This is a genomic window from Nostoc paludosum FACHB-159, assembly GCF_014698835.1.
Classification (GTDB): domain Bacteria; phylum Cyanobacteriota; class Cyanobacteriia; order Cyanobacteriales; family Nostocaceae; genus Nostoc; species Nostoc paludosum.
This window is the reverse complement of the sequence record NZ_JACJTU010000052.1, coordinates 34,425-47,330: the sequence shown is the minus strand read 5'-3', so window position 1 is coordinate 47,330 and position 12,906 is coordinate 34,425. Positions and strand designations below refer to the sequence as shown.

Here is a 12,906-nt window from a genome sequence, read left to right as displayed (position 1 = left end):
ACTTGCTAGAGCTTGTATTTGGTCAAAAGTTATCCAATTAGGGCGTGCCGAGTGATTACGGTCTTTGCTGTAGACCTTATTAATAATCGTGTAGCGTGCATCAAATACAGCATTTGCTAAACGCTCTCGGTCTAAACCACTGGTCATATCCAGCACGATATCCAACATATTGGCAAAGCCCAACAGTGGACTATCGCCCAGCTTCAGTTGCCCCCGGTCAAAATAAAGTGCTGTCGTGTTCCTGTGACCGAACATTAATACAGCTAGTTGTTGATTGCGTAACCAGTCTACCCCCTGCTGTTTGATTCGCAGTGCTGCTAATCCCCCACCTTCAGGACGGCACAAGAAACGCTCTAGGTTCACCTTTAAATATTGTTTGCGTACCGTAAAATTAGCCAGCATCACCCGTAACTGTTCTTCAAAGCGACGGCGATCGCTGTACTCATTCCACGGCAGAAGTAACGCCAACTCTAAGTTAATTTGTTTTTTCGCCGTCACCTTAACTAAGCTGAGTTCAACAATTAAGCCAACAGCACTCAATACTTTCCACAAGGCATTCTCATATTTGAGTTCCTTGATCCGGTCAAGCGGATCAAAGTTAGCCGCGAACTCACCCAACACCACCACTCTGTTATTCCACTCAACCCACAGTTGTTGATCTGGTGAAGGGCTACCAATCCAGCCCAAGCGTTCCATGAAAAAATTGAGTTTATCCTTAGTAATCTCTTCTATCGCTGGTGGCAGCAGAACATAATTTGGTTTAGTCTGGTCATCCACTTGATAAATTATCTTAGTTTGTGACCCGCCAACGTCCACGCTAAGGTAAATGTCAGTCATGCAAATAGCTGGTTAAAGTAATGACTTTATGATGACGCATTTTTAGAGCAAGTTGGCACAGAACCAGTACACATTTATCACCAATCCTGCACAAACTGGCACACAAGACTGACCCCGACCCATGAGTGTCAGTGGTGATTTCGCCGTACTCAATTGTGCAGGTTTGCTCTAAAGCTGTGCTAAAAAGGCACTATTGTGTGCCAACTTGTGCCAATGGCTTTCGGTTGGTGGACGGTAGCCGCAGAATTTCGGTTAGGGGTACTAGTATGGTAGTGTACTCACTACACTTCCGCGCCCGCTGGGTGGGCTGCGCCCATCCTTCGCTCCGCTCAGGACGCAGAAGTTTCGTTCGCCCCTTCGGGGAGTTTGCACACCCTTGGCACAACTGTTGTAATCGAGAGTAAATCAATGGTGGCTTTGGCGATTCTGCGCGTTGAAAAACTCAAATCTTTCGGCAATGTCGGGGGTAGCGAGAAGCATACCGCCCGTTTACAAGATACCCCAAACGCCGACAACACTAAAAAAAATATCCGGTTGATTGGTACTGAGGACGGTACAGCACTGGAAGATTTAGTCAAAACCAAGATAGCCAGCACCACAAAGCACAAACCCCGCAAGGATGCCGTGCTGTGTAGTGAGATATTTTTATCGGCATCGCCCGAATATTTTCGCCCTCATGACCCATCTGTTGCTGGTGAGTGGGAACAAGACCGCATGGTACAGTTTGCTGGAGCTTCTAGACAATGGCTAATCAACAACTATGGTGATAAGTGTGTCCGGGCAGAATTACACTTGGATGAAGCTACTCCCCACATTCATGCTTACATCGTCCCCATCAACGACAAAACTAAACAGCTAAGTCACAAGGAAATGTTCGGCGGTGATGGTCGTGTTGGCAGCATTAAACTGTCCAAGCTGCAAGATAGTTATGCTGCTGCACTCGCTCCTTTGGGCATTGAACGGGGGGTTAAGGGCAGTAAGGCCACCCACACCAAAGTAAAGGAGTATTACCAAGCTGTTAACAGCGAACCATTCACCGCAGTCTGGGAGAATAACCAATTAGCACCCACACCCTTTGAATCAGCTAGGACTTACATTGCCCGGATTCAGCAGAGTGACGATTTCCAAGCGATTAATCACCAATTGGCTGACCGCGCTTTCATGCTTGAGCGATTATCCCGTGCTGAGCAACGGGCAAGAGCCAGTGAGAAGGAACGACAACGTTTAGAAAAAGAAGTGCGCTCACTTGAATTGAAAACCCAACAACTGCGGGACTTGGCCTTGGAGGATGTCGCCTGGGAGTTGGGGCTAAATTACGATCGCTCCAAGTGGAGGGGTCACAGTCACATCATTAATATAGATGGCTCAAAATTTTACGACTTCTCACCCCAAGAGCAGAAAGGCGGCGGCGGTGCGATTGATTTGGTGATGCACGTACAGGGGTGCAATTTTCGTTCTGCGATCGCTTGGCTGGGTGACCGCTTTGGTGAAGCTGGGGCACAAAGAGCAGCGATGGCTCATGCTAAAAAAGCAGCGGCTGACATTATCCAGACTGAACCACGTCCCCAATTCACTCCACCCGTTGAAGATAAAGCTAACTGGTCTGCTGTTGAACATTACCTTACCCAACAACGGGGCATCCCCGATGATTGTGTGCAAATGCTTCATAACCAGGGGCTAGTTTACGCTGATGACCAACAAAACGCTGTTTTTGTCATGCGGAATCTTGATGGTCAACGTAACGGTGCATTCCTACGGGGAACAAGGGGAGAGAACAACAGATTTCTTGGTTACTCTAAGGGTACTAAGCGCAGTGATAGCTGGTTTTACTTCAGTTTGGGGGGAAAGGCTAACGATAAAACCTCAACAGCGATTTTGTGCAAATCCCCCATCGATGCTATCTCAAGAGCCATGCTGGAATATCTTATAAGGGGAGATGCCCCACCCGAACGAACAGCTTATATAGCTATTGATGACATCAAGAGCTTACCACTTGAGCGATTGCAGAAAGTTCCTAATATACTGGTGGCGTTTGGTAACGATAAAACCACAGATGCGGTGGCACAGCGTGTATTAGAACTACTGCCACAGTCCCAAATCAAAAAATCTAAGGCACATGATTGGAATCAGCAGCTTATTGATTATGGGCGACAGTTACGGCAACAGCAGCAGCAACGGCAGCACGAAGAAGATGATTTGAGTCTTTAAAAGCTCTTTTGTAGTGCTAGTGTAGTTTTTTAGTAGTTATTTTTTCTATTACTCTTCCAATCAAATCAGTTTTCGCTCAAAAACTTTCCGCCAATTTTGGCGTACTGTGCGTCAAAATTCCCAAATTGGTCAAATTTTATTTTGTCAAAATTGGGCGCTGTTTAGTCACGAATAGTTTCAACTTGGCAACGATTTGGTCACTGACAGCCATTATTTTCTGAAAAAATTTTTTCACCTCTTGAAAAAACACGATTTGGCAACAGCTTGTTTGAATTTGGTAACAATTTGGCAACGATTTGGTCATCAAGCAACAGTTTGGTAATCATCGGGTTTTTCTTGGCTGATAATTAGTTTCTATTTGGCATTATTTGGTATTAATTTAATACCAAATTAGTGACCACGATCCTTGAATTAGTCGATGACAATGATGACGCTTAAAGCAGGAATTTCAGACAGAAAAATAATTTTTCGGTTCGCAAGTCATACAGCGGCCCACCAGGGCAAAGTTTCCCGGTGCTGTTGAGTGCGTTATTCACGCTTATTATTCTCTGTTAACAAAATAGTCACGCACCTACCTACATATATATAAGGTAAGTGCGTGACTAAATATCCTTGAATGCTACTCTCACCGCGATCGCACGAAAGTTCGGTGTCTGCCTCTTCAGTGCTTGCCGTATTCGTGAATGCTACACTCTGTTGACCCAAGATATTTACACACTCAAAAGGCAGGTCAGACCCCGGCTGATTATCAGGAAGGCGAACACTAAAGGGAAGCATACACACGCTCAATACCAGTGATTGAAGACTTGCGGCGATTGTTGGCTGAGTATTACCCGCTCTCCGGCGATGATTATCTGTTCCCTGGTCGTAGCGATGGGCATATCAGCGAAGACAAGCGCCGCTAGGATTTTGAGAGAAGCTTGCAAACAAGCCGGGATAATTGGCGTGAGTACCCACAGCTTTAGAAGGACTGCATTAACTCAGATGAGTAATGCTGGCATACCGTTGAGAGTGATTCAGGAGATATCAGGGCATCGGAATTTGGAGCAGTTGCAGAGATATTTGGAAGTGTCAGACGAGCAGGTGTTAGGTGCGGCTGCGAGTTTGGCGATGTTGTCGCCTGTGGGTAGAAGTGGTGTAGAACTGGGGGTTGATGAAAAGCTAGAAATTGATGCTTCAATCCCTAATAGGGATTTAGGTTAATTGCAATCGATTGCAGCCTTGACGATCGCCGCTTTTACTCTGTTTCAATCCCTAATAGGGATTTTGGTTAATTGCAATGTTCTGGATAGTGCGATCGCATAGCATCAGCCATGTTTCAATCCCTAATAGGGATTTAGGTTAATTGCAATAATTCTAATATCATTACAGTTAGTGCTGGGGATAACGAGTTTCAATCCCTAATAGGGATTTTGGTTAATTGCAATCGCAAACTTCCTACTGTACGAGCTACTCTGCACCTACAAGTTTCAATCCCTAATAGAGATTTTGGTTAATTACAATATTTTCAAACTCAATTACTTGATGAAATTCTCCCAAGTTTCAATCCCTAATAGGGATTTGTGTTAATTGCAGTGGCTTGCGGCTGGAAGCTTTACTTTATTTGGTTTTTCGAGGTTCGGTTGCGCGGATGGGTAAATCATAACACAACAGTTTCTAATTTGGCTAAATATGAATCCCTGAAAGGCAGACCCCATAAGGTGCGCGGATGGTTGAGAAGCAAGGTTGATAACAACCAACTCAGTTAACTACCTGGTTGTAGCCAAGCTTTAATAACTGCTTTTGCAACTTTAAGATACTTATTTTCTAAAATAAATTCATCAATCGCTGTTTCACCCCCTGCCTGGAATGCGCCAACAACACGGCGCTTGAAACTAGGTGTAGTTTCGTCATTAACGTAAGCAACTTTCTCAGCCTCAGTAGCAGTGGGGTTGGTTTCCTCTAATTGTTTGAGAAGTTTTTGAATTTCTGCTGCTGCTTCAGCAAGATTTTGCTTTTGGTCAGACGTGTAGTTAGTTATGTTTCCATGTATCTCTTGTGCATTAACTGCCTGAGCATCTATAAAAGCCCCACCAAACTGAGGATTATAAAAGTTATTATTAGAAACTTTTCCAGAGTTTTGTGCCATAGCTTTTTGCACTGTTTGTTGTTGATTAAGTAAGTAAAATAAGTTATTAATATTTTCTTGCTGTCTTTGAACTTGTTCGCCGTAATGTATTATTTGTAAATCTTTGCTGCTAATTTCTGCCTTGTATCTCTCTTCTAAAACTTTATGGGCAAACTCATATCCCTGTAAAAAATCGCTATGAATCTTTGGCTTATCTACACTAGCGGAGACATTGACCCTAATAACAACTACACCATCGCCTTTATTCTCAATACTTTGTATAGCTAACTCTTCGTCTGCATTTTCAACTTGAATTTTTCTAAATGAGTAAGCAAAGGCTTCCCAGTCAACTCCATTGCGAAAGATGAGGTCAATGGTATTCAAAGCTTTTTGAAATAGCTTGGTAAACTCTCCTGGTGCAAACTCTCCGCTACTTGGACGGCGTTCTTGATTGTCATTTTTCAAATAGACATACTGACAATCAATATTATCCAGCTTCGTAGCACTATTGATATTCCAGTCTTCCAAACAAGCACCCGTAAACTTTGCGTTTGTAAAATTTGTTCCTAATGCTTGAGTTTTACTTAAGTTAGCCTCGCTGATGTCAGCCCCGCTAAGGTCAAGTCCACTGAGGTCAAGTCTACTGAGGTTAGCCCCGCTGAGGTTAGCCTCGCTGAGGTCAAGTCTACTGAGGTTAGCCCCACTGAGGTCAGTCTGGCTGAGGTCAGCCTTAGTGAGGTTAGCCTCAGTGAGAATAGCTCCAGTGAGATTAGCCCCGCGGAGGTTAGCCTGGGTGAGGTTAGCCCCGTGGAGGTTAGCCTGCCTGAGGTTAGCCCCGCTAAGGTCAAGTCCGCTAAGGTCAAGTCCACTAAGGTCAAGTCCGCTGAGGTTAGCCTGGCTGAGGTTAGCCCCGTTGAGGTCAGCCTGGCTGAGGTCAGCCTCGCTGAGGTTAGCCCCGTGGAGGTTAGCCTGGCTGAGGTTAGCCCCGCTGAGGTTAGCCCCAATGAGGTCAGCCTGGGTGAGGTTAGCCCCGCCGAGGTTAGCCTGGGTGAGGTCAGCCACGCGGAGGTTAGCCCCGCCGAGGTTAGCCTGGCTGAGGTTAGCCCCGATGAGGTAAGCCAGGGTGAGGTTAGCCTGGCTGAGGTTAGCCTGGCTGAGGTCAGCCCCGTTGAGGTTAGCGTTACTGAGGTTAGCCTCGCTGAGGTAAGCCCCGATGAGGTAAGCCCCGATGAGGTCAAGATTTATATTTAAATTTTTATCTCTCCAGTTATTCCAAGCTTCCACACCTTCTTTTAGTCGTACATAATGCTTTTTATTAACCATTACAGATTCTCCTTATGTCCTGCCTTCAGAATCTTTAATGGGGCATAAATACAAAGATATAATTTTCAATGAATCTCATCGCATCTAAGCAGCAAGTTTGGTTTTGACTATAGCAGGTGTTGAAAGCGGCGGGCAAGCTTTGCTCCCCTGTCACCTTTTGTATGGGAGATGTCGGTTTATGGAGATATGACGACATTTTGTCTAAATCACCAAATAACCCACTTACAAGCGAAATTTGATAACTAAACAGTATTTGTTAGTTTCAAATTAAACATGGGAATACTTAGAAATAGAGAGTTTATTAGTATAGAGGAATACTGATATGTTCGGACTTGATAAAATTACCCCTGGAAAAGTATTAAAAGCTGGTGCTGTTGGTGTGGGTGTTTTTACGGTCGCTGCACTTGCACCAATCGGAGCCGTAGCCGTCACAGCACTTACTGTTGCAGGTGCTGGCGCAAGTTGGGCGGCTGACAGTATAGGTGATGAATTCAACGGAAACAATAAAGACGACAAAACAGAAAGCTAGTTAAACCACACAATAATGTAACAAATCCCGCTAACGACTATCAAAAGCGGGGTTTTGTTACTTGGAGATAAAATAAGACAAATAATCGAAAGACGATCTGATGTCAAAAACGCCAGCGCCTGGTTTTGTGATTCAGGATGTACCTGGAGTCAATGCTGAAATGGTTTCAAAGATAAAAATTGATTCTGTGAATGATTTTGATAGACTCAAATCATTGATTTTGCGATGCTATGAAATAGAAGCAGGAAAACACTAATCATACTTACTCAGTTAAATACAATTTTGTGAGTTTTTAGTGAAGATTGGCCATCACCCCACATCCCCAAGTCGATCGCGCGCTTGGGGATGTGGGGTGTGAGCTTATTGACACTATTATCAATAAATTTCTGCACTAAAACACGCACTGGTTAGGCAAAATTTGATATTATCAACGGTTATTAAGAAAATCAAACGTTATTGCTTTCACCCCAAGTTTTAAAGCAAGTTTACTATTGTCAAAACCACCAAATAACCTACGAAAAAGCGAAATTTGATAAGTAAATACTGTTTGATAGTTGCAATTAATCTAGCTCTGAACAAGCCTTATTGCTGCTAGCTACACTTAAAAAAATTATCGCTTATAAAGTATGACCAAAGTAGGGCAATACAAAAATAAGCATTATATCCAAGTAAAAAGAATATTGCTAATTTTGCTGCGGTTTTGTCTTGGGATGGCAACCTAAACAAATACCAGCAGCAGCACCCAACCCTCCCCTTAATGGATTATCGGGGGTTGTTAAACCACCAATTAATGCAGCACCTCCTGGTCTGACTACGTGATCGATAACAGTATCTTGGGAAGGAAGAAGCCTTCCAAGTTCGCTCACACCGGGGTTTACCATTATTCCTCCCGTGGTAGACCTTTCGATTTCTATACCAGGTAAATTATTTTGTCCGCCTAAAATCTTGTACGCTTGGAAGTCATCAAGTTCCTGAAGTAATTGTTCTGAAGCTTGCAGGTTTTGTATTTTTATCATTGCTTTGTCCTTGATTTTGTTCATCTTTATTGCTAGCTAAGTATGAACCGTTAATTTAACGGTTCATACTTTATATGTTAGTTTTGAATAAACTAAATATTCATCCCACTAGAAACTCCTTCACCACAAAGGACGACTACCCCCAGGTCGATGGCGGTGTGGGGTAATTACTCGCTGTAAAATTGAGATGCGATCGTAGGTTTGACGACCGCATCTTAGAAGGTATTGTTGAGTAAATAGAATAGACAACCTTAAACAAGGTTGTCTATTACCGAGAATTTCAGCTAATCTGAGAACAACATTTTAAATTACAAGTCTTCGGATAGTCTAACTATCTGGAGACATTTTTTATTTGAGCAAGTAACCCAAATACCCTGCTAGAAATAGCTTTGAGTACTCAAGTAATACAGATTGGGCTTGAGAATCAACCACGCTACGCATAGCTAAAACCACAAAAACCACTGCAAACATAGTAAACAGAATTGTTTCCTTGTTCATAAAAACCTATCTAGATTTTGTTCTAGACATCTTTACTACAATAGTAAATTTGTCTTAAGTGCATTATATTAGGCAGCACAAACTGGGTATTTCTCAAAGAGAAAAAGTATTGATTACGGTGTAGGGTGTACTGAAATAATGTGCTTTTACAGCTACTCTTGTATGGCTTGTTTATTAGAGTGTGGGGTGTAGGGTTTAGGGTGTAGCAAAAGAATATGCTTCCATACTGATTCTCGAAAAGAAGATATTTGAACTTCGGCGGCTCACCACTAGGTATGAGCTTTTTAGTAAGCTAGACCCATACTGCGAGTTGTTTTAGCGCCCAGGTAAACCCGGATGCTCAAAAAATCAACGTATCTGAGGTACAAAAGAACTCTCCTTGAACGTCTGATAAAGATTGTGCTTTTGCACTCATAGAAAATTGCCTCCACAATTATATTTAAAAAGAGAAATTAACCAATCAGAAATGCTTCCCTGAAGTAGGCGCACTTCTCCCCGTCTTTAGTCACTACGTTGATAGTGCCGTGTACTTTGCCGTAGCTGACCATCTCGCCAGCAAACTTCACCTTGCCACCGAGCGATCGCCATTGCTACGCGAACGGAGTTACAATACTTTTGGCTATGAATTGCACGAATTAGCCCATACGTGTAGCGCTACTAAGTAAGTTGGCAGATGGTGAGGCAGGAAGTAGAAACGGCGATCGCTAATGGGGAAGTAACGCCTGCGTGATTGGGTGGTTGGAAAGTTCAGCAACTCGGTTTTCATGCTGAACTAGTCCTAACATGACAGCGAAGTTTTCCCAAACGGATACGGTGGTAGAGTGATCGTTTCCTAGTGTTTTTATTAGGATGGATATAGCTTCTAGAAAGAGCAATTCGGCTTCACTGTAGCGCTTTTGTGAAAGGTAAAATGATGCTAAATTATTGAGGATTACTCCCAGATAGGGATCTGCATTGTTAAGATGCTGTTGGTAAATTTCCAGCGAACGCTGCCAAAGGGCTTCTGCTTCCAGGTTCTTTCCTTGAGAACCGCAGACTTTTGCCTCATTGTCAAGCTCCTTTGCAAGGCTTAGATGGTCAGCACCCTGTTGACGAAGGTTTTTTTCTACCAGTTGCACCCAGAAAAGAGCTTTTCCCCTATTTTCTCCTTGTGACAGGGTAAGCTTTCTGAGATCCTCACTATCTTGATAAGTTACAACCAAGGTACGTCTCTGGTTGGGTTGCTGTTCTTGAAAGTCTAACAATTCTTTCTCAAGTGCCGACTGCGTGAACGGATGATTAGAGAGTTCGCCAACCCTATTTTCTTGTACGGCTTGCTTTAAGAGATACCGAAAGTTTTGCAAAGCGTTTTGAGTATCAGGATGTTCATCCCCTAGTCGCTTCAATAAAAGAGGTATTGCCTTTAGATAGAAAGTTTCAGCTTCGCGGTAGTGTCCCTGCCGATGGTAGACTGCGGCTAAATCATTGAGATTTGTTCCTACTAAAGGATGCTCATCACCAAACAAGTGTTGCCAAATCTGCAATGATTTTTTCAAAAGAGGTTGAGTCTCACTGTAACGCTGTTGCGAACGGTAAAACGCCACCAACCCTTTAAGAGTAAACCCGATCACTAGCTTGTTGTCTTCATAGCAGCGTTGAGCAATATCAAGAGAACGCACCCATAAAGCTTCAGCTTCTAAGCTTTTCCCTTGTAAACAGAAAGCTTCTGCCATTTCAGTGAATTTCTGGATAATACTCGCATCATCGACACTTTGTTGCCGGAGTTGATTTTCTAGCGATCGCACCCAGAGGTCTGTTACTCTCCTTTGCTGCCCTTGTGTATAGTCGGGTTCTGTCATATTATTTAGGACTCCTGTGAATTCAAGGGTTTGTTGCTCAATTTGCCTTGTGAAATATTCAGTGATTGCTCAAACAAAGCTTCAGCATCGTCGTAACGTTCTTGAACATAGTAGAGTACTGCAAGGTTATGCAGGCTGGTTGCTATTCGTGGATCATCATCGTCTAGTTTTCGTTGCCAAATGCCTAATGCTTGCAGATAAAAAGCCTCAGCATCAGCGAAACGTCCTTGTGATTGGTAGATTTGTCCTAAATTGTTGAGGTCAACTGCCACTTCAGGATGGTCATCACCGTAGTAATCTCGGTAGACTTTTAGCGATAATTGATAGAAGATTTCAGCATCATTACAAAGGTTTAGTGAATTGCAAAGCACTGCCAAATTGTTAAGGACAGTTCGTCTTTGAAAGTCGAGTATTGCTTGTCCTTTAGATTGGTAGAATATTGCCAGTTCGTGGACGCTCATTACCACCTGGGGATGGTTGTCTCCTAGTTTTTGTCGCCAAATGCCTAATGCTTGTAGGTAGAGAGATTCAGCTTCACTGTAACGTCCCTGTGAAGAGTAAAGTACTGCTAAATTGTGGAAGCTTACTGCAACTTGGGGATGGTTATATCCGAATTTTCGCTGTTTAATATCTAATGCTTGCTGGGAGGGAAGTTCAGCTTCACTGTAACGCCCCTGTGAAGAGTAAAGTGATGCCAAGTTACTGAGGTCAGTTGCTATTTCGGGATGGTCATTTCCGTAGTAAGCTTGATCGATTTCTAGAGATAGTTGATAGAGAGTTTCAGCATCACTATAACGGTTTTGTGAATAGTAGAGTGTTGCCATTCCGCTGAGAATATTTGCCACCATAGGATGGTTACTACCGAATTCTCGCTGGGTTATTTCCAAAGATAGCCGATAGAGGGTTTCAGCTTCACTGTAACGTCTTTGCGATTTATAAAGTTGCGCCAAATTCTGGGCGGCAGTCGCAACATCAGGATGGTCATCACCGTAGCAATGCCGCCAAATTTTCAACGAACGCTCCAGGAGTGGTTCGGCTTCACTATCACGCCCTTGGTCTATGTAGAGTTTTCCTAGATTGTTGAGAGACCTTGCTACTTCGGGATCATAGTCACCAAGTTGTTCTTGTGCAATGTCCAGTGATTGCAAAAATAAAGATTCGGCTTGTTGGTAGCGTCCTTGCGAGTGGTAGAGTCTTGCTAAATTGTTGAGGGCAGTTGCCATCACAGGATGCTTTTCGCCTAAACGAGCTTTTGTCATTTGACAACAACGCTCATACCAAGATTCTGCCTCGGTATAAGCAGTCTGTCCTCGATAAAATCGAGCAATGCTTGTGGTGGATGCAATCAAGTCTTCCGTTGTTAGCCAAGGTTCCAAATTTGTTGCCGCTTCCATCAGATGCGGAATTACAGACTTAACTTGCTCAAGCATAGAGAGGGGAATGGAGATTATTGGCGTAGTTGCAACAATCTGTTTCCCCAATGTTCCCATCACCTGACAAAACGCCTGTTTTAGCTGCTCTGTCTCAGTATTTTGTTTAACCTCAACCAGCTCCGTCATACTCGATTTCCTCCAACTTACTCCTGAAAAACTCCTTAATCAGTGAATGTAAAAAACGGCTTTTTTCTCCGGTTACTTTTTTTATTCTGTTTTTGTTTTATTTAAATCTTTTTCCAATCAAACTTTCTTATGAAACTACCCAGTCTTTGGAAAATATTTTGGAGCAGACTGCTTGTTTAATACTAAGCTGCAAGGGTTTGAGAAACTTTTAGGAAAAGTTCTAAACTCTAAGCAGCAGCAAAAAATTACTGTTGAAAATGCAATTTAAAATACCTGTATCTGCATTACATGTATTAGCTCTTGTGTGTAATATTGCATAAATTATAAGCCTAAACAATAAGTTAACTAGAGATTTCTTCAACTAATTGCGTAATTGAGAATAGAAACAGTGTATTAATAGTAAAATTGTATGCCGCGCTTAAGAGGTAGTAGATGGAGCCATTAACTGCTGGTGCGATCGCACTTGTAACTTTGCTTTTAAATAAAACGTTTGAAAAAACAGGCGAAATCATTGTTGCTAAAGCATTTGAGCAAGCTGAAAAGGTGATTGAACTGCTTAAGCACAAATCGCGTGATACAGCAGATGCCCTAGAAGCAGCAGTGCAAAATGCAGTATTACCTCCAGGACAACGAGAGGATATTGGAGAAGCAGTTTTAGTAGAAAAGATAGAATCAGCAGCTAAGGTAGACTCAGAAATAAAAGCAGCAGTGGAAGCTTTTGCAAGTGACGCTATGGCAGCAGCGAAAGAAAACCCACAACTTGCCGTAGAAATTCAAAATTTGACAAAGGCAGTTCAGGCTAATCAATTGTTGAGCCAAAATCCTGCCAAATTAGCTGAAACAATTGGGATTAATACTCAGAATATTTCTGGCGGTGAAGTTTATCAAACTTTTGGTCAGGGTGGCATTAGTATTACCAAACAGTATTGACTACAGCCGCCCGAACGGGAACGGGTAAAGTTAAATCCCCCAAATAATGTTCCCCGTAGTG

General features: G+C 42.9%; 11 protein-coding genes and 4 pseudogenes. 6 read left to right on the top strand and 9 right to left on the bottom strand.

The features are described 5' to 3' along the window. Nucleotides 1-837: ParM/StbA family protein (locus H6H03_RS32100; RefSeq protein WP_190959080.1), on the bottom strand; the 837-nt coding region annotated here is incomplete at its 3' end. A gap of 408 nt (nt 838-1,245) precedes the next feature. Here H6H03_RS32100 and mobV point away from each other — a divergent pair. Further along, nucleotides 1,246-3,045: a MobV family relaxase gene (gene mobV, locus H6H03_RS32095; protein WP_190959079.1), complete on the top strand. Its 1,800-nt coding sequence runs from the start codon at nt 1,246-1,248 to the stop codon at nt 3,043-3,045. Nucleotides 3,046-3,573: 528 nt separating this feature from the next. Here mobV and H6H03_RS42145 read toward each other — a convergent pair. Continuing rightward, nucleotides 3,574-3,822 (bottom strand): hypothetical protein, encoded by a 249-nt coding sequence (locus tag H6H03_RS42145; RefSeq protein WP_390842911.1) that lies wholly within the window; start codon nt 3,820-3,822, stop codon nt 3,574-3,576. Nucleotides 3,823-3,891: 69 nt separating this feature from the next. On the opposite strand from H6H03_RS42145, the gene H6H03_RS42280 reads away from it, so the two are divergent. Beyond that, a complete protein-coding gene (locus H6H03_RS42280; RefSeq protein ID WP_449289995.1) occupies nt 3,892-4,248 on the top strand; it encodes a tyrosine-type recombinase/integrase in 357 nt (118 codons plus the stop codon). 541 nt (nt 4,249-4,789) lie between these two features. On the opposite strand, the pseudogene H6H03_RS42275 reads toward H6H03_RS42280, so the two are convergent. From H6H03_RS42275 to H6H03_RS42265, 3 pseudogenes are all read right to left on the bottom strand, one after another. Further along, nucleotides 4,790-5,851, bottom strand: a pseudogene (locus H6H03_RS42275) (pentapeptide repeat-containing protein); the annotation flags it as partial. Continuing rightward, nucleotides 5,821-5,901 (bottom strand): annotated as a pseudogene (locus tag H6H03_RS42270) (hypothetical protein); the annotation flags it as partial. The pseudogenes H6H03_RS42275 and H6H03_RS42270, both read right to left, overlap by 31 nt. Then, a pseudogene (locus H6H03_RS42265) lies at nt 5,864-6,475 on the bottom strand (pentapeptide repeat-containing protein); the annotation flags it as partial. The pseudogenes H6H03_RS42270 and H6H03_RS42265, both read right to left, overlap by 38 nt. 322 nt (nt 6,476-6,797) lie before the next feature. On the opposite strand from H6H03_RS42265, the gene H6H03_RS32080 reads away from it, so the two are divergent. Then, on the top strand, nt 6,798-7,004 hold the full coding sequence (locus H6H03_RS32080) for a hypothetical protein (protein ID WP_190959077.1): 207 nt from the start codon (nt 6,798-6,800) through the stop codon (nt 7,002-7,004). A 100-nt stretch (nt 7,005-7,104) separates the two neighbouring features. Then, nucleotides 7,105-7,260, top strand: coding sequence for a hypothetical protein (locus tag H6H03_RS32075; RefSeq protein ID WP_190959076.1), 156 nt, complete (start codon nt 7,105-7,107; stop codon nt 7,258-7,260). Nucleotides 7,261-7,687: 427 nt separating this feature from the next. Here H6H03_RS32075 and H6H03_RS32070 read toward each other — a convergent pair whose 3' ends face one another. Together H6H03_RS32070 and H6H03_RS32065 are read right to left on the bottom strand one after the other, a co-directional pair. Next, nucleotides 7,688-8,044: a hypothetical protein gene (locus H6H03_RS32070; RefSeq protein ID WP_190959075.1), complete on the bottom strand. Its 357-nt coding sequence runs from the start codon at nt 8,042-8,044 to the stop codon at nt 7,688-7,690. Between the two features lie 758 nt (nt 8,045-8,802). Continuing rightward, a pseudogene (locus H6H03_RS32065) lies at nt 8,803-8,868 on the bottom strand (photosystem I iron-sulfur center protein PsaC); the annotation flags it as partial. A 174-nt stretch (nt 8,869-9,042) separates the two neighbouring features. Between H6H03_RS32065 and H6H03_RS32060 the strand changes: the two are divergent. Next, nucleotides 9,043-9,183, top strand: coding sequence for a hypothetical protein (locus tag H6H03_RS32060; RefSeq protein WP_190959074.1), 141 nt, complete (start codon nt 9,043-9,045; stop codon nt 9,181-9,183). A 39-nt stretch (nt 9,184-9,222) separates the two neighbouring features. Here the strand turns inward: H6H03_RS32060 and H6H03_RS32055 are convergent, their stop codons facing one another. Both H6H03_RS32055 and H6H03_RS32050 read right to left on the bottom strand, forming a co-directional pair. Next, nucleotides 9,223-10,356 carry a tetratricopeptide repeat protein gene (locus H6H03_RS32055; RefSeq protein ID WP_190959073.1) on the bottom strand — a complete coding sequence of 378 codons (1,134 nt, stop codon included), beginning with the start codon at nt 10,354-10,356 and terminating at the stop codon, nt 9,223-9,225. A 5-nt stretch (nt 10,357-10,361) separates the two neighbouring features. Next, nucleotides 10,362-11,915 carry a tetratricopeptide repeat protein gene (locus H6H03_RS32050; protein ID WP_190959072.1) on the bottom strand — a complete coding sequence of 518 codons (1,554 nt, stop codon included), beginning with the start codon at nt 11,913-11,915 and terminating at the stop codon, nt 10,362-10,364. Between the two features lie 432 nt (nt 11,916-12,347). On the opposite strand from H6H03_RS32050, the gene H6H03_RS32045 reads away from it, so the two are divergent. Beyond that, entirely contained in the window at nt 12,348-12,845 is a 498-nt protein-coding gene (locus H6H03_RS32045) for a hypothetical protein (protein WP_190959071.1), read from the top strand. Nucleotides 12,846-12,906 lie beyond the last annotated feature (61 nt).